23 protein-coding genes, 2 pseudogenes and 1 riboswitch are annotated in these 22,082 nt (G+C 64.2%); of the genes and pseudogenes, 9 read left to right on the forward strand and 16 right to left on the reverse strand.

Features of this window, described 5'->3' with window-relative positions:
* Nucleotides 1-6: 6 nt before the first annotated feature.
* Together crcB and WCE59_RS01740 are read right to left on the reverse strand one after the other, a co-directional pair.
* Nucleotides 7-408 carry a fluoride efflux transporter CrcB gene (gene crcB, locus WCE59_RS01735; protein ID WP_343256968.1) on the reverse strand — a complete coding sequence of 134 codons (402 nt, stop codon included), beginning with the start codon at nt 406-408 and terminating at the stop codon, nt 7-9.
* Nucleotides 409-489: 81 nt separating this feature from the next.
* Nucleotides 490-568: riboswitch (Fluoride riboswitch) on the reverse strand.
* Nucleotides 569-654: 86 nt separating this feature from the next.
* Nucleotides 655-870: pseudogene (locus tag WCE59_RS01740) on the reverse strand (YqaA family protein); the annotation flags it as partial.
* Nucleotides 871-960: 90 nt separating this feature from the next.
* On the opposite strand from WCE59_RS01740, the gene istA reads away from it, so the two are divergent.
* Complete coding sequence (gene istA, locus WCE59_RS01745; protein ID WP_343256969.1) at nt 961-1,974, forward strand: IS21 family transposase; 1,014 nt, start codon at nt 961-963, stop codon at nt 1,972-1,974.
* Nucleotides 1,971-2,747: an IS21-like element helper ATPase IstB gene (gene istB / locus WCE59_RS01750; protein WP_343256970.1), complete on the forward strand. Its 777-nt coding sequence runs from the start codon at nt 1,971-1,973 to the stop codon at nt 2,745-2,747. Before istA ends, istB begins: the two co-directional genes overlap by 4 nt.
* Nucleotides 2,748-2,797: 50 nt before the next feature.
* On the opposite strand, the gene WCE59_RS01755 is transcribed toward istB, so the two are convergent.
* The 5 genes from WCE59_RS01755 to WCE59_RS01775 form a co-directional block, all read right to left on the reverse strand.
* Nucleotides 2,798-3,043: a YqaA family protein gene (locus WCE59_RS01755; RefSeq protein WP_343256971.1), complete on the reverse strand. Its 246-nt coding sequence runs from the start codon at nt 3,041-3,043 to the stop codon at nt 2,798-2,800.
* Nucleotides 3,044-3,077: 34 nt separating this feature from the next.
* Nucleotides 3,078-4,412 carry an MFS transporter gene (locus tag WCE59_RS01760; RefSeq protein WP_343256972.1) on the reverse strand — a complete coding sequence of 445 codons (1,335 nt, stop codon included), beginning with the start codon at nt 4,410-4,412 and terminating at the stop codon, nt 3,078-3,080.
* A gap of 62 nt (nt 4,413-4,474) precedes the next feature.
* Entirely contained in the window at nt 4,475-4,687 is a 213-nt protein-coding gene (locus tag WCE59_RS01765; RefSeq protein WP_343256973.1) for a GDCCVxC domain-containing (seleno)protein, read from the reverse strand.
* Nucleotides 4,680-4,970, reverse strand: coding sequence for a heavy-metal-associated domain-containing protein (locus WCE59_RS01770; protein WP_343256974.1), 291 nt, complete (start codon nt 4,968-4,970; stop codon nt 4,680-4,682). Before WCE59_RS01770 ends, WCE59_RS01765 begins: the two co-directional genes overlap by 8 nt.
* A gap of 8 nt (nt 4,971-4,978) precedes the next feature.
* Complete coding sequence (locus tag WCE59_RS01775) at nt 4,979-5,335, reverse strand: mercuric transporter MerT family protein (protein ID WP_343256975.1); 357 nt, start codon at nt 5,333-5,335, stop codon at nt 4,979-4,981.
* Nucleotides 5,336-5,379: 44 nt separating this feature from the next.
* Between WCE59_RS01775 and WCE59_RS01780 the strand changes: the two genes are divergently transcribed.
* Complete coding sequence (locus WCE59_RS01780) at nt 5,380-5,811, forward strand: MerR family transcriptional regulator (protein WP_343256976.1); 432 nt, start codon at nt 5,380-5,382, stop codon at nt 5,809-5,811.
* A 13-nt stretch (nt 5,812-5,824) separates the two neighbouring features.
* On the opposite strand, the gene WCE59_RS01785 is transcribed toward WCE59_RS01780, so the two are convergent.
* From WCE59_RS01785 to WCE59_RS01800, 4 genes and pseudogenes are all read right to left on the reverse strand, one after another.
* The gene (locus WCE59_RS01785; protein ID WP_343256977.1) at nt 5,825-9,004 is read right to left on the reverse strand and encodes an efflux RND transporter permease subunit; all 3,180 of its coding nucleotides are present in this window, start codon (nt 9,002-9,004) and stop codon (nt 5,825-5,827) included.
* On the reverse strand, nt 8,994-10,259 hold the full coding sequence (locus WCE59_RS01790; RefSeq protein WP_343256978.1) for an efflux RND transporter periplasmic adaptor subunit: 1,266 nt from the start codon (nt 10,257-10,259) through the stop codon (nt 8,994-8,996). Before WCE59_RS01790 ends, WCE59_RS01785 begins: the two co-directional genes overlap by 11 nt.
* Nucleotides 10,259-11,535: pseudogene (locus tag WCE59_RS01795) on the reverse strand (TolC family protein). Before WCE59_RS01795 ends, WCE59_RS01790 begins: the two are co-directional and overlap by 1 nt.
* Nucleotides 11,536-11,591: 56 nt before the next feature.
* Nucleotides 11,592-11,969 (reverse strand): hypothetical protein, encoded by a 378-nt coding sequence (locus tag WCE59_RS01800; protein WP_343256979.1) that lies wholly within the window; start codon nt 11,967-11,969, stop codon nt 11,592-11,594.
* A gap of 218 nt (nt 11,970-12,187) precedes the next feature.
* Here WCE59_RS01800 and WCE59_RS01805 point away from each other — a divergent pair, with 218 nt between their 5' ends.
* Complete coding sequence (locus WCE59_RS01805) at nt 12,188-12,661, forward strand: hypothetical protein (RefSeq protein ID WP_343256980.1); 474 nt, start codon at nt 12,188-12,190, stop codon at nt 12,659-12,661.
* Nucleotides 12,662-12,665: 4 nt separating this feature from the next.
* Nucleotides 12,666-13,127, forward strand: a complete 462-nt coding sequence (locus WCE59_RS01810) for a methyltransferase family protein (RefSeq protein WP_343256981.1) — start codon at nt 12,666-12,668, stop codon at nt 13,125-13,127.
* A 21-nt stretch (nt 13,128-13,148) separates the two neighbouring features.
* Here WCE59_RS01810 and WCE59_RS01815 read toward each other — a convergent pair whose 3' ends face one another.
* The 4 genes from WCE59_RS01815 to WCE59_RS01830 all read right to left on the reverse strand — a co-directional run bounded on the left by WCE59_RS01815 (nt 13,149) and on the right by WCE59_RS01830 (nt 16,966).
* A complete protein-coding gene (locus tag WCE59_RS01815) occupies nt 13,149-14,576 on the reverse strand; it encodes a Cu(+)/Ag(+) sensor histidine kinase (RefSeq protein ID WP_343256982.1) in 1,428 nt (475 codons plus the stop codon).
* On the reverse strand, nt 14,566-15,249 hold the full coding sequence (locus WCE59_RS01820; RefSeq protein WP_343256983.1) for a heavy metal response regulator transcription factor: 684 nt from the start codon (nt 15,247-15,249) through the stop codon (nt 14,566-14,568). Before WCE59_RS01820 ends, WCE59_RS01815 begins: the two co-directional genes overlap by 11 nt.
* 202 nt (nt 15,250-15,451) lie before the next feature.
* Nucleotides 15,452-16,225 carry a glutaredoxin family protein gene (locus WCE59_RS01825; protein WP_343256984.1) on the reverse strand — a complete coding sequence of 258 codons (774 nt, stop codon included), beginning with the start codon at nt 16,223-16,225 and terminating at the stop codon, nt 15,452-15,454.
* 12 nt (nt 16,226-16,237) lie between these two features.
* Nucleotides 16,238-16,966: a copper resistance protein B gene (locus WCE59_RS01830; protein WP_343256985.1), complete on the reverse strand. Its 729-nt coding sequence runs from the start codon at nt 16,964-16,966 to the stop codon at nt 16,238-16,240.
* Between the two features lie 27 nt (nt 16,967-16,993).
* Here WCE59_RS01830 and WCE59_RS01835 point away from each other — a divergent pair, with 27 nt between their 5' ends.
* Nucleotides 16,994-17,458, forward strand: coding sequence for a hypothetical protein (locus WCE59_RS01835; RefSeq protein WP_343256986.1), 465 nt, complete (start codon nt 16,994-16,996; stop codon nt 17,456-17,458).
* Here the strand turns inward: WCE59_RS01835 and WCE59_RS01840 are convergent.
* Nucleotides 17,413-19,224 (reverse strand): copper resistance system multicopper oxidase, encoded by a 1,812-nt coding sequence (locus tag WCE59_RS01840; RefSeq protein ID WP_343256987.1) that lies wholly within the window; start codon nt 19,222-19,224, stop codon nt 17,413-17,415. The two genes, WCE59_RS01835 and WCE59_RS01840, sit on opposite strands and share 46 nt — an antisense overlap.
* Nucleotides 19,225-19,521: 297 nt before the next feature.
* Here WCE59_RS01840 and WCE59_RS01845 point away from each other — a divergent pair, with 297 nt between their 5' ends.
* The 3 genes from WCE59_RS01845 (at nt 19,522) to WCE59_RS01855 (ending at nt 21,412) form a co-directional block, all read left to right on the forward strand.
* Nucleotides 19,522-19,911 (forward strand): copper resistance protein CopC, encoded by a 390-nt coding sequence (locus WCE59_RS01845; RefSeq protein ID WP_343256988.1) that lies wholly within the window; start codon nt 19,522-19,524, stop codon nt 19,909-19,911.
* Nucleotides 19,912-19,923: 12 nt separating this feature from the next.
* Nucleotides 19,924-20,847 (forward strand): copper homeostasis membrane protein CopD, encoded by a 924-nt coding sequence (copD, locus tag WCE59_RS01850; RefSeq protein ID WP_343256989.1) that lies wholly within the window; start codon nt 19,924-19,926, stop codon nt 20,845-20,847.
* 139 nt (nt 20,848-20,986) lie between these two features.
* Nucleotides 20,987-21,412 carry a DUF411 domain-containing protein gene (locus tag WCE59_RS01855; RefSeq protein ID WP_343257102.1) on the forward strand — a complete coding sequence of 142 codons (426 nt, stop codon included), beginning with the start codon at nt 20,987-20,989 and terminating at the stop codon, nt 21,410-21,412.
* The last annotated feature ends 670 nt before the right edge of the window (nt 21,413-22,082 follow it).

Below are 22,082 nucleotides of genomic sequence, written 5' to 3' on the forward strand. Positions count from 1 at the left end.
AGCCAGTCAGAGCGAAGTCGCCGAGCCTTTGAAGAGCGCATGGGTTGCTGCCAGACCGGCCAAGGTTGCCAGCAATGACGCAACCACATGAGTAACGAGGTGGACGGTCGCCCAGCGGTATTCTGCGCGCAACAGCAGGCTTGCCGCTTCTGCGGAGTAGGCAGAAAACGTTGTCAGTCCGCCAAGGAAGCCGGTGGTGACTGCAAGGCGCCACGCAACCGGCAAGCTCTCAAACTGTGCGAATACGCCAAGCGCCAGGCCCATGAGCAGTCCGCCCAGTACGTTTGCGGCCAACGTGCCCAACGGCAAGTCGGGAAACAGCGGGTTCAATGTGATACCGAGGCCCCACCGCAACAAGGCTCCAAAGCCGGCCCCTACAAAAACAGCGAATGCTGAGATGCCATCCATTTGCGACGCTCCGTGGTTCCGGAGAGTGCGCGTGCGAGACGTCAGGATCAGGGACGAACGCCTGCGCACCCCTGATCTCCGGGGTGAGCAGGCATCATCAGCCAAGGGCGGCGGTTCGCCCTGAGAACAGGGCCGGAGGAATGCCATCTCCGCAGGTCATAGGATAGCTGAAGGTCGCCGGTTCTACGATGCCCCCCTTCGCGGACATGGCGGACGTCACCAACTCCAGCCCGGAAGGGAGGCAAGTCAACGCGCACCGAGAACCAGTGCCGCGACCGCGATGTATCGTCCCACCTTGGCAATTGTTACAAGTACCAGGAAGGTCGAAAGGCGCTCGCGCATGACGCCAGCAACGAGCGTGAGTGGATCGCCAATCACTGGAACCCAACTGAGCAGCAGTGACCATTTTCCATAGCGTTGGTACCAGCTCCGCGCACGTTCAAGCTGTGCCTCATTTGCCGGATGTCACCGCCGACGTAAAACTGACCCACCCGCGCCGATGTAAATCTGACCCACCCGGGCGAGGATGGCGGTCTTTTGGAGGCCGCCTGGATGTTGACCCAGGAGGAAGCAGTGGAAGTCAGAGTGATGGCCCGTCAGGGCAAGGGGATCCGGGAGATCGCCCGGGAACTGGGGATGTCGCGCAACACGGTGCGGCGGTACCTGCGAGGCGCCCAGGCGAAGTACACGCCGCGGCCCAGGCGGCCGACCAAGCTGGCACCGTATGAGGACTACGTCCGGGCACGATTGGCGGCCGCCCAGCCGGACGTGATCCCGGCAACGGTGTTGCTACGCGAGCTGGCCGAGCAGGGCTACACCGGCGGCATCAGCCAGCTCAAGGCGTTCATGGCACCGCTGCGGCATGCGCCGGCCGACCCGGTGGTGCGCTTCGAGACGGCGCCGGGCGAGCAGATGCAGGCGAACTTCACCACGGTGCGACGCGGCCGCGACCGGCTTGTCGCCTTCGTGGCCACGCTCGGTTACAGCCGCACGACCTACGTGCGCTTTGGCGATGACGAGAGCTTCCCGGCATGGGAGGCCGGGCTGGTCGGTGCGTTCGACTACTTCGGCGGCGTGCCGCAGCACGTGCTGTTCGACAACGCCAAGCCGGTGCTGCTGGATCGCGACGTGTACGGCCCCGGCCAGCATCGCTGGAACCCGCAGATGCTGGACCTGGCCGAGCAGTGCGCCTTCACCCCGCGCGTATGCCGGCCCTACCGGGCCCGCACCAAGGGCAAGGTGGAGCGGTTCAACGGCTACCTCAAGGGCAGCTTCGTGGTCCCGCTGGCGGCCACACTGCGCAGCGGCGGACTGGTGCTGGATGCGCACACCGCCAACCGCGAGGCGCGCCGCTGGCTCGACGAGGTGGCCAACCGGAGGACCCACGGCACCACCCAGGCCCGGCCCTGCGACCTGCTGGTGCACGAGCGCCAGCACCTGCAGCCGCTGCCAGAGACCGTGATGACGCGGGTGCTGCCCCCACCGCCGACCGCCCGGGTGCTGCCGTTCCCCTCGATCCAGCACCCGCTGTCGGTCTACGGCGAGCTGATGGAGGCGATGGCATGAACCTGCAGCACGACAAGGTGCAGGCGTTGTGCGATCAGCTTCGCCTGCCTGCGATCGCTGCCCAGTGGCCGGCCCTGGCCCAGCATGCAGTGGCCAACGAGACGAGTTATGGGGATTTCCTGGAGCAGGCGCTGCAGGCCGAGATGGCCGCCCGCACCGAGCGCACCCGCCAGACCCTGCAGAAGCTGGCCACGCTGCCATCGGTCAAGACGCTGGAGGCGTTCGACTTCGGCTTCGCCGCCGGTGTCTCCAAGCCTCAGGTGATGGAACTGGCCAGCCTGGCCTTCATCGAGCGGGCCGAGAACGTGGTGCTGCTGGGCCCGTCGGGCGTGGGCAAGACGCACCTGGCGATCGCACTGGCGATGCGCGCCGTGCACGCCGGCATCAAGACGCGGTTCCTGACCGCCGCCGACCCGATGCTGCAACTGGCATCGGCCAACAGCCAGGGGCGGCTGCGCGAGTACTTCAACCGCGCCGTGCTGGGCCCACGGCTGCTGATCGTTGACGAATTGGGCTACCTGCCGTTCGGACGGGAAGAAGCCGCCCTGTTCTTCAACGTCGTCGCCAAGCGCTACGAGCGCGGCAGCATGATCCTGACCAGCAACCTGCCGTTCCCGCAGTGGGCCGGCGCCCTGGCCGACGACGCCACGCTGACCGCGGCCCTGCTGGACCGGCTGCTGCACCATGCCCACATCGTGCAAATCACCGGCGACAGCTACCGGCTGAAGGACAAGAGAAAGGCCGGAACCATCCGGCCGCAGAGCACCACTTGAACGGGCCTGGGTGGGTCAGATTTCAATCGGCGATAACGGGCCAAAGTGGGTCAGAATTCAATCGGCGTTGACACCGGAAACCAGCGTCGATTCCTGAAACGCTCTACCTGACGCCCGATGACCCAGTTCACGGTAGATCCGAGTACGTTGCCGGTGCTCGCAATGGCGATCAGCAACGCCGGATCGTAATCCGCCAACAACAGGCCAGTAAGCAGCGCCTCCGACTGCAGCGGCAGCAGCGTCGCGGCCCCGAAGGCAACCACGAACAGTCCGGCATAGACGCCTAGCCCCAGCATCGGTCAGAAGGTGACTCGCTTGGGCAGCATCCGCTCACTGCGGCCAGCGCAGGTGATACTCGTCGATCATGTAAGGATGCGCGTGTTTGCCATCCGGAGTCTGGTGCTGGATGACGTGCGGATGATCCTCGGGCAGCTCAGGATGGCTGTGTTCAAGCATTTCGGGATCGTGGCGCGGCCAAACGCGCCAGGCCACGATCAGCCCTAGCACTGCAAGACCGCTGAGGGCGACGAACGCACTGCCAAGCCCGACGCTGGCCCCGACCCAGCCCGCTATTGGATAGGTCAGCAGCCAGCAAACGTGGGACAGCGAGAACTGCGCCGCGAACAGAAACGAAAGATCATCCGACGCTGCGGAACTTCGCAACAGCCGTCCTGCAGGGGTGACAAGGCCGGCATATGCCGCTCCCAGCAGGCACCACAGCACGATAAGCAACGTCCAGCCGATCATTCCCTGCGTGGCGGTCCAAAGCCCGGTCGCCACGAACAACGTGCCCGTCATCAGCGCAGCGGCGGCGAGCATGATGCTCCGGTCACGGAGGCGATCAAGCAGCTTCGGCAGCAACAGCGCTACGACCATCGAGCCGCCGCCAAACGCCGCCAGCGCCCAGGCAACCTCACGCTCGCCTCCCTGCAGCGGGCCGCGCACGATCACGACCGTATTGACCAGCACCATGGCGCTGCCGGCCGCGGCGACCAGGTTCAGCGCAAGCAGGCCGCGCAGTCGCGGCGTGCGCAGGTAGATGCGCATGCCGCGGAGCGCACGGGTGAAGGGACCGCCCTCGGCATGCGCCGCACGCACCACGGGAAACGTGGCTGCCAGGACCAGCAGGGCCGAGGCGACGAATCCCACCGACGTCCCTGCAAACAGGCCATGAAAACTGATGACCGTCAGCAGGGCTGCAGCCAGCACCGGGCTGAGCAGGTTTTCCAGGTCGTAGGCGAGGCGCGACAGGGACAGAGCGCGGGTGTAATCACGTTCATCCGGAAGAACATCCGGGATCACCGCCTGGAACAGCGGCGTGAAGCCTGCGGACGCGGACTGCAGCAGCGCGATCAACACGTAGATGTGCCAGATCTCGGTGACGAATGGCAGCATCAACGCGACGCCGGCCCGGACCAGGTCAAGCGCAATCAGCACCGCCTTACGTGATCGCGCCGGCACGATGGCGCCCACCAGCGGTGACAGGGTCACGTACACGACCATCTTGATGGCCAACGCGGTGCCGAGCACCGAGCCTGCCTGGTCACCCGCGAGGTCGTAGGCCAGCAATGCAAGGGCGACCGTCGCCAGGCCGGTGCCGACCAGCGCAACCACCTGGGCGCCGAACAGGCGACGGAACGTGCGATTACGCAGGATTTCGAACATGTGCTGGTTCTTCAGATGCCCCGGCGCATGATACTCACTCGTTCCGTGGCGTCACTCGCAGATCAGCCGCAGCATGGACTGTGTTGCTGGATTGGCGGACATGGCACTGTTCCGAACGAGCAGAACACGCAGCAGTCGCCTTGCTTGGGTCGCAGGACCACTCCACAGCCAGTGCACTCGTAGAAGAACTGGCACGCGGTGACGGGCATTGTCTCGCTCGCCCGATGCCCGCATTCCGGACAGGTCAGGATGCTTTCGATCTCGACGCTACTCACCGTCTGTCCGCGCCGTCGCCGGGAAGCCGGCCTCCGTGACTGCATGCGCGATCGCGGATGTATCCGTTTGGCCCGAGTCGAACGTCACCGTGACGGTTTCTGCTCGGGTATCGACCTTCGTGTCGGTGACGCCCGGCACCTTCTCCAGTGCCTTCTTGATGGTGATGCCGCAGGCGGGACAGGTCATGTTCTCGGCATCGAGCACCACCACGGCCGCGGGTGCGGCCGCCAGGGCTGCGCCGAGCGAAAAAGCAGCCACCAGGGTCAGTATCCACTTGCGCATGCGTCCTCCTACAGGATCCAGACGATGTAATAGGGAAAGAGCAGCAACAGGGCGATGACGGCTGTCGCCAACCAGAGCCAACGCCGCCGGCGCCGCAGGGTGCCGGGCTCGACGCAGTGGCCATCCACGCCGCACCGAACTGCTGGTCGATACAGCATCCAGAACGCCACCACCAGGGACAGGATGGCGACGGCGCTGAACCAGGGCCTCAGGGGATCGAGCGCAGTAAAAGTGCTGATCCAGGCGCCGCTGACCCCCATGAGCACGAGCACCAGCGGGACCACGCAGCAGACCGAAGCTCCGATTGTGGCGAGGCCAGCGGCAACGACGGCGACGACTGGAGATTTGGGGTGCGTACGCGACATGAGGGCTATACTAACTTCCGTACCATGGTACGGAGTCAAGGCCATTGAATACCCAGACGTTGACCATCGGGCGGCTCGCAGCGGCCGCAAACGTGAACGTGGAAACCGTCCGCTACTACCAGCGCCGCGGATTGATTCCGGAACCTGAGCGTCCCGCAGGCAGCGTCCGCCGTTACGGGTCGGATGCGGTGAGGCAACTTCAGTTCATCCGTCGGGCCCAAGCCATGGGGTTCAGCCTCAGGGAGGTTCAGGCACTCCAGCAGGTGGTTGGGAATTCTTCGTGCGAGCAGACGCAATTGCTCACCGCGCGCAGGCTCGCCGATGTCCGTGGGCGCATTTCCGATCTGCGGAAGTTGGAAGCCGATCTGGAAAAGCAGCTCGACAGGTGTGTCCAGGCTCCTGCCGGAACCCCCTGCCCCACCTTGGACGTGCTGAGCGGACGACACGGCGCTTCAGATCAGCCCCGATCCCGATAGGCGAGCAGGCTGGTCACCCATCCGCCCTGTGCATCCAGCGATACAGCACCGGCAGGACCAGCAGCGTAAGCAGCGTCGAGGATGTGATCCCGCCGATCACCACGGTTGCCAGCGGCCGCTGGATCTCCGAACCCGCTCCTATGTTGAATGCCATCGGAACGAACCCCAGTGATGCGACCAGCGCCGTCATCAACACCGGTCGCAGACGGGTCAATGCACCCTGCACCACTGCAGTGTCCAGCGCTACGCCTTGCTCCCGCAGCTTGCGTATGAAGGTGATCATGACCAGTCCGTTGAGCACGGCGACACCCGAGAGGGCTATGAAACCGACACCGGCGGAGATCGAAAGCGGAATGCCCCGCAGCGCAAGCGCAAGCACGCCTCCGGTCAGCGCCAGCGGCACGCCAGTGAACACGATCGCCGCGTCCCTGGCCGTGCCAAAGGCCATGAACAGCAATGCGAAGATTCCGGCCAGCGTTACCGGAACGACGAGCGACAGGCGCTGGCTGGCCGAGATCATCTGCTCAAACGTGCCGCCGTAGTCGATCCAGTAGCCGGTCGGAAGCTCAACTTCGGCCACCACACGATCCTGCAACTCCTCCACGAAGCTGCCCAGGTCACGATCACGCACGTTTGCCGTCACCACCACGCGGCGCTTGCCGTTCTCGCGGTTGATCTGGTTCGGGCCGGTGACGGTCTCGATGCTGGCGACCTCGCGCAGCGGCACCGTGCGCGGAGCGCCGGCTTGCCAAGTGGCACGGCGTCCCGACTCGTCGGCGCTGAACTCCGCAGGCAGGGGAATCGGCAGGTCGGCCAACGCGGCCGGATCCTGACGCAGGTGCTCGGGCAGACGGACCACGATGTCGAAACGCCGGTCCCCTTCGAACAACTGGCTGGCGACCTGGCCGCCGACGGCCGTGGCCACGGTGTCCTGCACCGTGCCCGGGTTCAGGCCATAGCGCGCCAGCGCCACCCGATCCGGTGTCACCGTGAGCATCGGCAGCCCGGTGGTCTGCTCCAGCGCCACGTCCGCGGCGCCACCGACCGACTCGGCAACTTCGGTGATCTGCTCCCCAACCTCGACCAGCGTGTCCAGGTCGTCGCCGAACACCTTGATCGCAACCTCCGCGCGTACGCCCGAGATCAACTCGTTCATCCGCATCTGGATGGGCTGGGTGAACTCGTAGTTGTTGCCGGGCAGTTGCGTGACCGCGGCCTCCATCTCCGCGATCAGCGCGGCCTTCGACTTGCGGGGATCCGGCCATTGGTCCCGTGGTTTCATGATCAGGAACGTGTCCGCGACTGATGGCGGCATCGGGTCGGAGGCGACCTCCGCCGTGCCGATCTTGCTGTAGACGCGTTCGACCTCGGGGAATTGCGCGATCCGGTCTTCCAGGGTGATCTGCATCTGTACCGCCTGGTCCAGTCCCGTTCCCGGAATGCGCAGCGCATGTAGTGCGATGTCGCCTTCATCCAGGTCCGGGATGAATTCGGTGCCCAGGCGCGTGGCCAACAAGCCGCAGGCGATCACCAACACGAGCGCACTTCCCACCACGATGTTGCGGTGGCGCAGCGACCAGTCCAGCGCCGGGGCGTAGAGGCGCTTGGTCCACTGCATGAGGCGGTTTTCCTTCTCCTCCACGCGGCTGCCCAGGAACACCGCCACGGCCGCTGGCACGAAGGTCAGCGACAGCATCATCGCCCCGCTCAGCGCCAGCACCACCGTGATCGCCATCGGATGGAACATCTTTCCCTCGATCCCCGTGAGCGCGAAGATCGGCAGGTAGACAGCGGTGATGATGGCCAGGCCGAACAGGCTGGGCCGGATCACCTCGGCGGTCGCCGAGGCGGCCACGTCGTGACGTTCCTTTTCATTCATCACCCGGCCCAGCCGGTGCTGCATCTCACCGAACCGGCGCAGGCAGTTCTCGATGATGATCACCGCGCCGTCGACGATCAGGCCGAAATCCAACGCGCCCAGGCTCATCAGGTTGCCCGAGACGCCACCGCGGACCATGCCGAAGACAGTGAAAAGCATCGCCAACGGGATCACCGCGGCGGTGATCAGCGCCGCCCTGAAGTTTCCCAGCAGCAGGAACAGCACCACGATGACCAGCAGGGCGCCTTCCACCAGGTTCTTGGACACCGTGGCGATGGTGCGGTCGACCAGCGCCGTGCGGTCGTAGACCGGATTGGCGGAGACACCTGCCGGCAGGCTGAGAGTCGCGTCCTGGAGCTTTGCGGCCGCTTCCTGCGCGACCTCGCGGCTGTTGGAACCCACCAGCATCATTACCGTGCCGAGCACGACTTCGCGCCCGTTCTGGGTCGCCGCCCCGCTGCGCAGCTCCGGACCCTCGCCGACCGTGGCGACGTCGCCCACGCGGATCGGCACGCCGCCGCGACGATCGAGCACGATCTCGCGAATCTCGTCGAGCCCGGACACCTGGCCCGGCACGCGCACCAGGAACTGCTGCCCATTGCGCTCGATGTAGCCGGCGCCGATGTTCTCGTTGTTGGCCGCGACCGCGGTCACCACGTCGTGCAGGGTCAGGCCGACTGCGACCAGCCTCGCCGGATCGGGCGTGATGTGGATCTGTCGCGCGTATCCGCCGATGGTGTTCACCTCCGTCACGCCCGGCGTGTTGCGCATCTGCGGGCGGATCACCCAGTCCTGCAGGGTGCGCAGGTCGGTTGCAGTCCACGGCGTACCGTCGTCCTTGCGCGCTTCGGGATCGGCTTCCACCGTGTACATGAAGATTTCGCCCAGGCCCGTGGCGATGGGTCCCATCGATGGATCGATGCCATCCGGCAACTGCGATGACACCTCCTGCAGCCGTTCGCCCACCAGCTGGCGCGCGAAGTACAGGTCGGTGCCGTCTTCGAACACCACGGTGACCTGCGACAGCCCGTAGCGCGAGATCGATCGCGTGTAGTCCAGGCCCGGTAGCCCGGCGATCGCAGTCTCGATCGGGAATGTCACGCGCTGCTCCGCCTCCAGGGGCGAGTAGCCGGATGCCTCGGTGTTGATCTGGACCTGGACGTTGGTGATATCCGGGGTGGCGTCAATGGGGAGCTTGGTGAAGCTCCAGATGCCGACTCCCACCAGCACCAGCGTCAACGCCAGCATCAGCCAGCGGTGCGCGATGGCGAAGCGGATGATGCCCTCGAGTGCGCCGCGTTTGTCAGTGGTCATGGGAGGCCCCCGACTTCTCGATGTCGGCCTTCACCAGGTAGCTCTGTTCGACGACCACCTGTGCGCCCTGCTCCAGTCCGGACAGGATCTGCACCCGTTCACCATCGCGCTTGCCCAGCTCCACCGGCCGTATCTCGTAGATATCACCGACCTGTACGAACACCACGTCCCAGCCGCGGAACGTCTGCAGCGCGGCCAGGGGCACCATCAGTTCGACCGGCTCGCGGTCCACGGTGATACGCGCCTTGACGGCGCTGCCGGGTCGCCATTCGCCGTCGCGGTTGTCGATCGTGGCTCGGGCCACGGTGCTCTGGCTGGCCGTGGCGGTCCCGGGCAGCACGCGCTCCAGCGTCGTCTCCACAGTGGTGCCGTCGCTGAGCCGGGTCACCGTGACCGGCACGCCGGGGCGGATGTGCTGGGCGTCGGAGCCGAAGATATGTAGGTCGACCCACAGCTCGGAAAGATCGACGACCTCAAACAGGGCCGCGTTCTCCGCGACGCTGCCGACGGCGCCGTTGCGTTCAGTCACCACGCCGGCGATCGGACTGTTGACGGTGTAGGTGCTCAGGCTCAGGTTGCTCTCGATGGTCGCCAGGGGCTGTCCTGCCCGGACCGCGTCGCCGACGTTGGCGCGCAGGCTGCGGATCGGACCGGGGAAGCGCGCGCTCACGCTGGCCACGCGCCCTTCGACGGGCGTCAGCAAGCCCTGGACTTCGTGCTCGTCGGCGATGATGCCGGGGCCTGCCGGTGCGACCCTGATCCCGGACTGCTCGGCAACGGCCGCGGCGATTTCGGTACGGCCTTCGTAGCTGGGATAGGTCCAGTGCAGCGGCTGACCGTCGATCGTGGCCCGCACCTCGACATCGAACGAATGCGGCTCGCCGACGATACTCGTGGCCATCAGGCTGCCATCGGGCTGCGGCTCAAGCACGTGCTGCTCATCCACGTTGCCCAAGCGCTCGAGATTCACCCCAACGCTGCCCTCGCGGGCCGGCAATGGCTTGCCATCGCGGTAAAGCCAGGCCTGGTACCGGGGCGGCGTGCCGTCCTCGGCGATCGCCAGCTCGACCGTGTAGCCGTCCTGCTCCAGCAGGCGCCCTCCGTGCTCGCCTCTGGCGGCGTCCTCGTCCTCGGCGTGTCCGTCCTCCCCGGAATGGCCGTGGCCGTCGTTGGCATCGTGGTCGGCACCACATGCCGCAAGCAACAACGCGAGCGCGAGAGCGGCAACCAGGGGTCGAAATGTGGAAGCAGGCATCATGGGGTTGTTCCTTCAGTGGATGGCGCCGGGCCGGCGACGAACGCCTGGCCGGTCAGCCTCTGGATTTCGATGAGCGCACGCTGCCCTTCAAAGGCCGCATCGAGCTGTTGGCGCAAGGCCGCGGTGCGCTCGGCCAGGAGCGTTGCCCACTCCAGGTAGCTCGCGGCACCTTCCCGGTAGGCACGGGCCGATGCGGCTTCCGCACGCTCCAGCATCGGCAGCACTTCCTCGCCGATGCGGGACACCTCCAACTGTGCGACGCGATAGCGCCCGTGGGCCTCGGCGAGCGTCGAGTACAGCGACAGCCCAGCGGCTTCGCGTTCGATCTCCAGCGCGGCCAGCTCCGCCTCGGCAGCACGAATGCCGGGTCGTGCGCGGCCTGACGAACCCAGCGGGATCGAAATGCCCGCGGTCAGACCGAAGTCGTCGGTCCCCTGCAGGCGGCGCACGCCGACCTGCCAGTCCACATCCGCCGTGCCCTCGGTACGCGCCAGCTGCAGCCTGGCCTCGCCGATGCGTCGCGCATCCGCAAAACTTGCCAGCTGGGGTTGCGTTCCAGCCATCGCGCCAGCGTGGCGAAGTCCGGCACGTTCGCCAGCTGCAGCGCGTCCCCCTGCACCACTTCGAAATCAGGCGCCTGTTCGCCCCACATTGCCGCCAGATGCTGGCGCGCGGAGACACCCTGCTGTTCGCTGCGCGCCTGATCCAGCTCGGCGCGCGCCAGAGCTGCCTGCGCGGTCAGGAGTACCGATTCCGGTGATGCGCCCGCCTGGTGCCGCTGCCGGGCAGCGGCCACCGTGCGCTGGCGTTGCTCGATGTCGAGCTGCGCGATGGCGGACTGCTGCCGCGCGGCAACTGCCGCCAGATAGCGTCGCGCGACTTCGGCCAGCAGATCCAGCCGGCGCGACTCGCGTTCAACGGCCAAAGCATCGATCCGGCTCTGCGCCAGCGTGCGACGGGCGTCGAGCTTGCCGCCGCGCTCGAACACGGACGCAAGCGTCAAGGTCAGTTCGGCACCACCCAGGCCGCTGGCATCGCCCGTGCCAAGTGCGTTCTCGATGTCGCCGCCGACCACGTACGCCGGGCGCAATGACGCTCGATCAAGTTCGGCCGCGAAGGCGTCGCTTCGTGGGCCGAACAGGCGCAGGTCAGGATGGGATCGGGCGACGCGCTCGAATGCATCGTCCAGGGTCATGGGGTCGGCGGCGACCGCCGGCCAGGCCACGGCAAGCGCCGCGACGCACACGGCCAAGGCCATGAGTCGCAATTGCATGGGAGTTCTCCGAGGAAAGCAGAAGGTTGACGGGTGGCCAGTCGGCCAGTCGCGCCTTACGCTTGGATCGGAGGTCGGAACGGAGCGCCGCGTCGCATCGACAGCGTGGGCGCAGACGCGACATCGAATGAGCGTGCGTCGTTCGCGGGAGCCCAATGGGTTCCCAGGCTCATCGTGTCAAAACTGACGGTCTGCCCGCAGCAGTGCGCGACGTGAAGCAACGCGTGCAGGATTTCTGCAGGTTCACCGTCATGGGGCTCTGGCGCGTCATGGTGTCCGGAGCCATCAAGATGCAGCGCGACCTGTTCCGGATGGTCAAGCATCTCGTGAACGTCGCCGGTCGCCGCGAGCACCGGCTGCATCACCATGCACAGCGCGAACAGGCCCAGCAGGACTGCTCGAAACCAAGGCTGGCGACGGTGAAGCTGGGTCATCCCGTAATCCTAGCCTCCCGGTGGCCAGTTATACAATTCCACGAAGCAGGCCTCCCAGAACAGGGTGGCTGCAAGCCCGGTGTGCTTGCGAAAAAAGGTACTGTCGTGTGCCCAGGCCCGGGACCTCGCGCCCCGGATACTCCTGCTAGCATGCAATGCGCACGCATCGCTTTGATTGATTCGCGGGTGCCACCCCCTTGCCAGCCGAGGACCACATCATGATCCGTTTGATTTCACTGACAGTGTCGATCCTGCTGCTCGCTGCGGGTTGTACCGCCGAGCCTCCTGCACAGCAAGTGGCCGAAAGCGTCGAAGCCCCAGCGCCCACAGAGGGCGAGACGAGCGCAGTCGAGCTCAACGTCGTCCAGATCGAGATGCAGCTCCTGACCACGGTCCTTGAAAACGCCGTACGCGGAGTTGGCGATGGTGAAGTCAGCCACATCGCTGATGAGCTCCACCAGCTGGACGCGGCCAAGCACGCCACCGAGGCCGCGATAGAGGACGGGAGCTATGTACTTCCCTATAACAGCGACCAGCTCTCCGCTTTCCTTGCGATGGACGACGCCTTTCACCACCAGCTTGAGGCAATGATCGACGCAAGCCGCGCGGACGACGTTCCCGCAATGGCATTGGCTATCGGCGACACGCTCAACTCCTGCTATTCCTGTCACGCGTTGTTCCGCGACCCGTGAACCCATGGAGTCACTGCAGCTCAAAATTCCTCCACCACTGGTGGTTTTCGTCGCAGCAGCGCTGATGGCCGGGATGGCCTACGCGTTCCCAGGCGCTGCGATCGACATTCCGGCCCGTGCAGTGCCGGCGGTGGTGTTAGCGGTGATTGGAGCTGTTTGCATTGGCGCCGGCATCACCGAATTTCGGCGACACGGGACGACCGTTGACCCTCGCGATCCACAACGCTCGTCTTCCCTGGCGGATACCGGAATCTTCAGGTTCACCCGTAACCCGATGTACCTCGGGTTGCTGGTAGTCCTGACGGGCTGGGCTGTGTTCCTGGGTAACCTGCTGCCCTTCCTCGTTCTGCCGATGTACGTCTTGTACCTCGGCAAGTACCAGATTGAACCGGAGGAACGGCTTCTTGCCGCGAAGTTCGGTGACCGTTTCGAGGCCTATCGCCGCAAAGTCAGGCGATGGATATGATGAATCAATAATGCGGTCCGTCTAAGTGCGCCCTCCCCCATCCGGGGCCGGGAGAACCATGTAGAACCGGGTCGAGGTGTCATCCGACTCCGCGTAAACCTCCCCCCCGTGGGCGTCAATAATCGTCTTGACGATTGCCAGCCCAAGGCCAGCCCCCTCACCCTTGCGCTGCCTGGAAGGGTCGGCGCGGTAGAAGCGGCTGAAGAGGTGCGCCAGGTCTTTCGCATCGATCTTCTGACCCGGGTTTTCCACGCGGATCCTCGTGGCGTCCCTGCCCTGATCGATTTGCACCGTCACGGTCTTGCCCGCCGGCGTATAGCGGATCGCGTTGGAGAGCAGGTTGCTGAGCGCCCTGCGGAGCATTTCCTTGTCCGCATGGATCCGCGCCGATGTGCCGAGCAATTCCAGTGATACGCCGCGCTCTTCCACCCAGGCATCGAAGTACTCGAACAGACCCCGGACAGTCTCCGCAACATCCAGCTCCTCCACCCGGATGTTCTCCGGGGAGTTCTCTGTCTGTGCCAGGAACAGCATGTCGTTGATCATGCGACTCAGTCGACCCAACTCCTCCAGGTTGGAGTAGAGGATCTCCCGGTACTCTTCGGCCGACCGGGCCTGCCCGACGGCGACTTCGGTCTGCGTCGTCAGGTTGGTGACGGGCGTCCGCAGTTCATGGGCGATGTCGGCGGACACATTGGCCAGCTGGGCGTAGCCGTCCTCAATCCGGCCCAACATTGAATTGAAGGAAGCGATGGTCTCCTCCAACTCGATGGGAACCTCACCGGGATCGAGCCTGACGTGTAGCCGCGATGACGTGATCGCCCGGATCTTTTCATTGGCTTTCCTGATAGGGATGTGACCCCATCGCACCGCGATCCAGGCCACCAGGATCGCCAGGCACATGACGACCAGGATGGTCCACCACTGGATGCGCTTGAAGTCCCGAATGAAGCCCAGGTGCACGCCGATGTCCATCGCAACGGCGATCGTGTAATCCTCGTCCAGTTGCCGGTCGGCGCCAACCCGCAACACGGCCCCGCGGTAATGCTTCCCAGCCTCCTGCCACACCGTCATCCGCTGACCTGCCCCCAGACGAATTGGATCCTGGAGCTCAACGAAGTAGCCAAGGTCAGGGCCTTCCTCCGGTGCGTACAACGTTCTTCCCGAGGAGTCGGCAACAAAGTAGTAGACGCCGTGGTGTCCACGTACGGCCCGCTGGAGCGCCTGCACGTCCTGCTCCAACGTCATTTCTCCCAAGGCTTTGATAACCGATCTGGAGATGACGCTCAGCTCTTCCTCATCCATCTCAGCAAAATGCAGGTCGAGGGACCTGACGCTGATCCAGTTGAAGACCAGGAAGACCAGCAGCATGGCGACGCCTACCAGCCAGGTGACACGCCATGCGAGCGAGACCGGTCGCCGAGAAAGCAGTTTCTTTTCACTCGTCATCCGGGACATCCAGCGTGTATCCCATGCCCCGAACGGTATGGATGAGCTTGGGCTCGAAGTCGTCATCGATCTTGGCGCGCAGGCGTCGTATCGCCACATCGATGACGTTCGTGTCGCTGTCGAAGTTCATGTCCCAGACCTGGGATGCGATCAGCGAACGGGGCAGTACTTCCCCTTGCCGCCGCACCAGCAGTTCCAGCAGTGCGAACTCCTTGTTGGTCAGGTTGATGCGCTTGCCCGCCCGGATCGCCCGCCGCCGAGGCAGGTCCAGCTCCAGATCCATCACCTGCATCCGGTCGTGGTGGGTGGGCAACGCACCACGGCGCAGGAGGCTCCTCACGCGAGCCAGCAACTCGGCAAAGACGAAGGGTTTGACCAGATAGTCGTCTGCGCCCAGTTCAAGTCCCTGGACGCGATCGTCCACGTCCGACAGCGCGGTCAGAAACAGCACCGGGACCTGGTTGCCCGCAGCCCGCACGGAACTCAGGATCCGGCGCCCGTCGATGTCCGGCAACATGACATCCAGGATGATCAGGTCGTAGGTCTCCGTCATCGCCATGTGGTGGCCGTCCAGCCCAGTGCGGGCGAGATCCACGACGAACCCGGCTTCCATCAAGCCTTGGCGGACATAATCAGCGGTCTTGCTTTCGTCTTCGACGACGAGAAGTTTCATGCTTTATACCTGGTGTATGCCCGCAACTGCTGCTGTGGCCACGACGCGCTTGGCTGACGATAGCCCGACGATCCTGCCGCACACATGACGCGTACATTACGGCTATGTAATGTTCGCGTCACTAGACCGACAGCCCGCTCCTTCTACAACGCACAGTTCCTGCACGTCTACGGGGAGAGAGGAAAAATGATTGGGTGCCTTGCTACGACCAACCCATGCGCAGAGGCATCCAAATGGCCATGGCAATCATGATCAGGTTCTCTGTCAGCGAGACGAACCCCAGCGGCACCTTGCTGTTTCCGCCCACGCATGCGCATTTGAGCGCTCGTTTGTCCACGTAGACGGCTTTGATTACCGACACCGCCCCTACCGTGCCGATGAACAACGCCAGCGGTGACGCGATCCACATCAGGGCGCCGGCCAGCATCAGCACGCCTGCCAGCGTTTCGCCGAACGCATAGAAGTAGGCATAGGGCACATGACGGCGCGCCAGCAGATCATAGTTCAGGAACATGGTCGAGAAGCTTTCAATGTCCTGGAGCTTCTGGACACCCAACAGGCACATCGCAACAGCGATCGAGGCTTCAATGGCGTGGATGCTGAAGATGGTTGCGTCATGAAACCAGCTGATCGCCAGTCCCATGAGCAAGGCGACGCTGAAAATCGCGATCACCGGCTGATACGTCGTCTCATCCTGACCGGGAAGCGGCTTGCCGAAATGCGCGCGGACTTCTTCATAGCCACCGATTCGCGCACCATCGATGAACACCTGGGGCGTGGTCTTGACCCCATGCTCGCGCATGAAGCGATCAGCCTCGTCCCGCGTCTTCAACAGGTGGTCCTGAACCGAAAATCCACGTCTTTTCAGGAACGACTTCACCTTCAGGCCGTAGGGGCACAGGTGATCGCTCGTTGCCAGGCGATAAAGCGATACGTCGGCGCTATTGTCCGGCCCAGATCCGCGCTGTTCGTTCATGATCAAGTCTCCTCAGAACCATAGACGTACCCCGACGACCCATTTGCTGTCGCCGCTGTCGTGGCCAGCGAGTGCACGCAGATCCGACGTGCGCCCGTAGCTCCATTCGCGCTCGAACCCGATGTACGGCGCAAACCGGCGACTGAACTCGTAACGCAGCCGCAGGCCGGCCTCTATCGTGCTCAGTCCGGATCCAACCAACTGCTCCGGGTCGGACTTTCCGAATGCCGTGGCCTCTGCCTCCCAGGTCAGGATGAGGCGATTGGTGAGCAGCATCTCGTACTCGGCTTCCAGGTTCAGCGCCGTGCGGCCGCCCTCACCGACGTAGCCGGTGGCCTCGATCTCGAAGAAGTAGGGAGCCATTCCCTGGACCCCGAACGCGGCCCATGTCCGTGATGGACCGTCGCCGAAATCCTGGCGAACTCCCGCGACGAGGTCCCACCAGGGGCGGATCGGCCGCCCGTACAGCACCTCGATCCGCCCCGTTTCCACGTCCCCGTCCAGGGCGTGGCCCTTGGTACGCAGCCACATGCGGTTGAGGTCGCTGCCAACCCAGGCGCTTCCTTCCCAGCTGATGTCCGTGCCGCCGCTGGCGTCTGAGGTTTCAAGCTGGTCCAGAAGCCAGAAGGAGTGGCGGCTGGACCCATGTTGGTGGTGGTGCCGCAGGTCCGGGAACGCGGCGGCGCGGTCGGCGTCCGTGACCGGGGGGATGGGATCGTGCAGACCGTGGTTCAAATCCATCGGACTCGCCGCATGCGAGTGGTCCGCGTGCGCCTGACCATCAGTCTGGTCCCCGTGCTGACCATGGTCCATCTGCGCATGATCGACATCATCAGGATCGTGCTGCATCTGGGAATGGTCGACATTGCCCGGACGCTGGTCCATCCGGGAATGGTCGCCGTCGTGCTGATGGTGGTCCATCCGGGAATGGTCGCCGTCGTGCTGATGGTGGTCCATCGGGGAATGGTCGAGATCGTGCTGATGATGCGCCTGGGAATGCCCGGTCTCCTCTCCGTGCAAATCTTCAGTCGATGTGTGGTGTTCCCCGTGGCTGTCGGCCGTCTCCGTGGAAGGTGGGGTCGGGGCGTGGGCGGAATGATCGTTTGGGGGGGACTGCTGGGCATTGGCCGTCCCGGTTGCCGTCAGAGCCACGGCAAGGGCAAGCCACAGCGCGGATCGAATCGGCTTCATTCTTCCACCCTCACTTCGCGGAACATGCCCGCTTCCATGTGATAGAACAGGTGGCAGTGATACGCCCAGCGACCGAGCGCATCCGCCCTGACCCGATAACTTCGTTTGGTCCCGGGCGGCATGTCCACCGTGTGCTTGCGCAGATGGAAGTTGCCCTGCTCGTCCTCCAGGTCGCTCCACAGGCCGTGCAGGTGGATCGGGTGGCTCATCATGGTGTCGTTGACCAGCACGATGCGCATGCGCTCGCCGTAGTTGAGGCGCAACGGCTCGGCATCGTTGAACCGGATGCCATCAAATGACCAGGAGAACCGCTCCATGTGTCCGGTCAGGTGGAGTTCCACCGTTCGCCCCGGCTCCCGTCCATCAGGATCGGGAAACAGGCTTTTCAGTTCGGCGTAGGTGGCCACATGGCGTCCGTTGTCCCGCAGCCCGATGCCAGGGTCGGCGAGCCTGGGCTCAGGCGTCATGGTCTGCATGTCGACCAGTGGATTGTTGGTCTCACTGTCCGGGTGTTGCTGCATTCCTCCGTTCCCATGCTGGGCGTTCGCCCCATGGGAAGCATGGTCGTCGTGGCCTCCGTGACCGGCGTGCCCACCGGTCGGGGGTGCGCTTGCGTGTCCGCCTCCATGCGCACCGTGATCGCCATGGCCCATGTCGGCCATGGTCAGGAGCGGTCGCGGATCCACTGCGGGAACCGGAGCCCTCAGGCCTTCCCGCACGGCCAGCGTGCCGCTCACGTATCCGGTGCGCGCATTGTCCTGGGCGAAGATGGTGAACGCATCCTGCCCGGTTGGCTCGACAATCACATCGAAGGTCTCGGCTGCGCCCAGCCGCACTTCGTCGACGGTCAACGGGTGCACGTACTGGCCATCAACGGCCACCACGGTCATTTTCAGGCCCGGAATGCGCACGTCGAAATAGGTCATCGCCGACCCATTGATGATGCGCAGGCGGATCTTCTCGCCGGAGCGGAACAGTCCCGTCCAGTTGCCCAGCGACGTGACGCCGTTCATGAGGAACGTGTAGGTGTGGGCATTGACGTCTGACAGGTCCGTGGGCGTCATCCGCATGCGCCCCCACTCCCCGCGGTCCCGCAGCGCTTCACGCAGGCCGTCCTCGCGCGCGTCGCGGATGAAGTCGCCGACGGTGCGCTTGTAGTAATTGTCGTACTCCGAGAACTTCTTGAGCCGGTCGAACAGCCGGGCCGGATCCATGTCCGTCCAGTCGGACAGGAAGACCACGTAATCGCGGTCATACGTGAAGGGCTCCGGGTCGATCGGATCGATGATCAGCGGGCCGTACATCCCGCCCTGTTCCTGGAACCCCGAATGGCTGTGGTACCAGTACGTGCCACCCTGGCGGACATCGAACTCGTACAGGAAGCCCTGCCCACGATCGATGCCATCGAAGCTCAGGCCGGGGACGCCGTCCATGTTGGAAGGCAGCAGGATGCCGTGCCAGTGGATCGAGGTCGTGTCACCGTGGATCGATCCACGTGGCAGGTCGTTGCGGACCCGCAGCTGGACCCGCGTGCCCTCCTTCCAGCGCAGGATCGGGCCAGGTACGGAGCCGTTGATGGTGATGGCTGGTCGGACCTTGCCGGTGTAGTTGACGGGCGTTTCGCCGATGCTCAGATCGAACTGCGTTCCCGCGAGTACCTCCAGTTGGCCCGGTGAGCGCAATGCCCAGCTTTGCCTGGGCCATGCACCCAGGCCCAACAGGGTTCCACCGGCGGCCAGGCCCTGGACGAACTGCCGCCGGCTCAGGCCAAGGCTTTGGGCGGCGGAGCCGCGGGAAATGAAGGACATCAAGATCTCCAGAACTGGTGCGCCTACGGAGGAGCGCGCAAGGCTCTAGAACCTAATTGCCCGAGACTGTCGCCGCAATGACCCGAACATTACATTTGCGTCATTTTCCTGGTCTTGCTGTAACGGCGCGCGCAGCCGACCCCCGCGACAGCCATGTGGATAAATGAGCGCTACATGACAGAAACGTAATGAACGGGTCACCGACCTGACAGCGGCGCATTCATAGGCTGGAGACCGTGGCACCAATGGTGGTGTCGCGCAGTCCCGCCCCGATGGGCGAACCCAGGTGTTTCCGCCATGAACCACAACTCCAGATTCCGCTCCTGGGGCATTGGTGCCGGCCTCGTCGCCGGCCTGCTGATCTCAACAGTTGCCCAAGCCCATATTACGCTCATCGAGTCCTCCCCGGCTGCCGATGACGTCGTCGCATCGCCGACCCAGATCGATCTCGTGTTCAACGAGCAACTGGTCCCCCGCGCGTCAACGGTCCGATTGGAGCGGGTCAACGAAGCAGACCCGGCTGGGGCGACCACTCCGCATGTGGACGTTCAGGTGGTCAACGGAGGCACCAACCTGCGTGCCAAACCGCACCACTCACTGGATGCGGGTACCTACCGCGTGCATTGGCGGGCCGTCGGGGAAGACAACCACCCCATGACAGGCGAATTTTTCTTCTCTATCGAATGAATGATCGCCGCCATGAGCAGCCAGGTCGATTACGCGCTTCGGTTCTTCCAGTATCTGGATCTGATGCTGCTGTTCGGTCTGCCGCTGTTCGTCTGGTACGCCTCGGCGTCAACGACCCGAGGTCGGCCAGAGCCGCAACCGCTGCCCGGCGTCCCATTGCGCCCAGTTCTGTTTGGCGGCGCGTTGCTGGGCTTGGGATTGCTGGCCACCGAGGTCGTGCGCGCTCCGGCAGCCATCCTGGGGATGGGGGCATTTGAACTGACGCGCGAAGACCTTGCCTGGTACTTGCTCGATACCTCCTCGGGTCGCGCCGCATTAGGCCGGTTGGCAGCGCTGCTCTTCCTTGTGTTGGCACTGGTCTGGAAGCGTCGGCCTGGCAAACAGCTTCCGATCCGGGCTATCAGCATCACGGCTGGTGTGGCGCTGGCTACGCTCGCCTGGAACGGACACGCCGCGGCGGGCGATGGAGTTTCAGGTGGTGCGAGGCTCGCCGCCGGGGTCGTGCACCTGCTGGCCGCCGGTGCGTGGATCGGAGCCATCGCAGCCTTGCTGGGCCTGCTCGTGGTGCGAAAGGGACGGCGCGCAACACCGCTCGGACCGGTGCTTCACGCGTTCGCCCTGCCCGGCACCATCTTCGTCGGTCTATTGGTCGTGACTGGCGCGTTCCATTACGCAGAGCTTCTCGGCTGGTCGATGACTTCGCTTTTTGCCGGTGACTATGGGCGGCTGATGGCGCTCAAGCTCGCGCTCTTCACAGCCATGCTTGTCCTGGCGGCCCTGCATCGCTGGCGATTGGCGCCCCGGCTGGACCGGCTCCAACACGAACCCGATCGACCGATCCGACATTTGCAGCTGAGCATCGGGTTGGAAGGAGTCATTGCCCTTCTGATCCTGGTGATCGTTTCCGTGCTCGGCTTGCTCAGTCCCTATCAATGACCCCACGTTGCCCCTTGGAGAACCCATGAAAACCCGTCTGACCAAGTCCGTCCTATGGCTGGCACCCATCCTGTTTTCTCTGGCCGCCTGCTCCCAGGAAACCGCCACGACGGTGCCTAGCGGCGAAACCGTAACCGGCATGTCAGCAGCCCCGGATTCCGCACCCGAGCCGGTAGTGGCCGCGGCGCAGTTCCCCCTGATGGTGGTCCACAAGACACCTTGGTGCGGGTGTTGCGGCGACTGGGTGGAGCACATGGAGAACGCGGGTTTCCAGGTCGAGATCCACGACATGGAGGACCTGGGGCCGGTAAAGGACCGATTGGGCGTGCCCTACGCGAAGGGCTCGTGCCATACCACGGAGATTGGCGGTTACATGGTTGAAGGCCACGTACCGGCCGAAGACATCAAGCGCCTGCTCCAGGAGAAGCCGGATGCCGTAGGCCTGGTGCTCCCAGGGATGCCAATGGGCTCCCCCGGCATGGAGTCGCCCGACGCTCGCCAACAACCCTTCACCGTCGAGCTCGTCAGGCGAGATGGAACGACCGAACCGTTCTCCAATCACTAGGGCTGCGCGAAACAGGGGCGGTGTTTCGGGCAGGCCGACTATCTGCCCGCGAGTAAAGAGGACAACAACATGAGTCACCATACCGCGAAGGACAGAACCCAGGCGATGAATTCGTGCATCGAAAACTGCACTGAATGTCATCAGATCTGCCTGGAAACCATCAGCTACTGCTTGGGCAAAGGCGGCGACCATGCCGCGTCGGATCACATCAACCTGCTTTCCACGTGCGCGGACATCTGCGCGACGAGCGCGGATGCAATGTTGCGTGGTTCCAGCGCCCATCACGTCGTTTGCAACGCTTGTGCCGAGATATGTCGTCGGTGTGCGGACAGCTGCGAGGCATTTGGCAATGACGAGCAGATGAAACGTTGCGCCGAGATGTGCCGGCGATGTGCTGAGAGCTGCAGTGAGATGGCCGCTGCCGCGTAAAGCATTGAATACCAGGGTCCGTCCTCAATGGGTGAATCCTGGTGCTTGTACCGGCCGTGCCGCGCACGGCATGTCCCCACCTTCCCGTACCGCCTTCCGAGTGAGCGCGGCAGAGCATGAACGAAATGGCATCAATCACGAAGTCCAGGGATTGCAAAGCAATGTATTGGCGATCACCCCGCCCTGCGTGGCTACAGCTCGCCCTCGCCGCCACGCTTTGGGCACTCACATTGCCGGCGAT

Origin of the sequence: Luteimonas qiangzhengi (assembly GCF_039548515.1) — a bacterium.
In the GTDB taxonomy this organism is placed as follows: domain Bacteria; phylum Pseudomonadota; class Gammaproteobacteria; order Xanthomonadales; family Xanthomonadaceae; genus Luteimonas.

Coding starts and splice junctions, on each gene's coding strand:
- istB (WP_343256970.1), top strand. CDS start 1,971: ATGAACCTGCAGCACGACAAGGTGCAGGCGTTGTGCGATCAGCTTCGC.
- WCE59_RS01820 (WP_343256983.1), bottom strand. CDS start 15,249: ATGAAACTTCTCGTCGTCGAAGACGAAAGCAAGACCGCTGATTATGTC.
- WCE59_RS01785 (WP_343256977.1), bottom strand. CDS start 9,004: ATGACCACTGACAAACGCGGCGCACTCGAGGGCATCATCCGCTTCGCC.
- WCE59_RS01845 (WP_343256988.1), top strand. CDS start 19,522: ATGAACCACAACTCCAGATTCCGCTCCTGGGGCATTGGTGCCGGCCTC.
- WCE59_RS01840 (WP_343256987.1), bottom strand. CDS start 19,224: ATGTCCTTCATTTCCCGCGGCTCCGCCGCCCAAAGCCTTGGCCTGAGC.
- WCE59_RS01755 (WP_343256971.1), bottom strand. CDS start 3,043: ATGCTGGGGCTAGGCGTCTATGCCGGACTGTTCGTGGTTGCCTTCGGG.
- WCE59_RS01810 (WP_343256981.1), top strand. CDS start 12,666: ATGGAGTCACTGCAGCTCAAAATTCCTCCACCACTGGTGGTTTTCGTC.
- istA (WP_343256969.1), top strand. CDS start 961: ATGTTGACCCAGGAGGAAGCAGTGGAAGTCAGAGTGATGGCCCGTCAG.
- WCE59_RS01775 (WP_343256975.1), bottom strand. CDS start 5,335: ATGTCGCGTACGCACCCCAAATCTCCAGTCGTCGCCGTCGTTGCCGCT.
- WCE59_RS01815 (WP_343256982.1), bottom strand. CDS start 14,576: ATGACGAGTGAAAAGAAACTGCTTTCTCGGCGACCGGTCTCGCTCGCA.
- WCE59_RS01790 (WP_343256978.1), bottom strand. CDS start 10,259: ATGCCTGCTTCCACATTTCGACCCCTGGTTGCCGCTCTCGCGCTCGCG.
- copD (WP_343256989.1), top strand. CDS start 19,924: ATGAGCAGCCAGGTCGATTACGCGCTTCGGTTCTTCCAGTATCTGGAT.
- WCE59_RS01825 (WP_343256984.1), bottom strand. CDS start 16,225: ATGAACGAACAGCGCGGATCTGGGCCGGACAATAGCGCCGACGTATCG.
- WCE59_RS01800 (WP_343256979.1), bottom strand. CDS start 11,969: ATGACCCAGCTTCACCGTCGCCAGCCTTGGTTTCGAGCAGTCCTGCTG.
- WCE59_RS01805 (WP_343256980.1), top strand. CDS start 12,188: ATGATCCGTTTGATTTCACTGACAGTGTCGATCCTGCTGCTCGCTGCG.
- WCE59_RS01855 (WP_343257102.1), top strand. CDS start 20,987: ATGTCAGCAGCCCCGGATTCCGCACCCGAGCCGGTAGTGGCCGCGGCG.
- crcB (WP_343256968.1), bottom strand. CDS start 408: ATGGATGGCATCTCAGCATTCGCTGTTTTTGTAGGGGCCGGCTTTGGA.
- WCE59_RS01770 (WP_343256974.1), bottom strand. CDS start 4,970: ATGCGCAAGTGGATACTGACCCTGGTGGCTGCTTTTTCGCTCGGCGCA.
- WCE59_RS01760 (WP_343256972.1), bottom strand. CDS start 4,412: ATGTTCGAAATCCTGCGTAATCGCACGTTCCGTCGCCTGTTCGGCGCC.
- WCE59_RS01830 (WP_343256985.1), bottom strand. CDS start 16,966: ATGGATTTGAACCACGGTCTGCACGATCCCATCCCCCCGGTCACGGAC.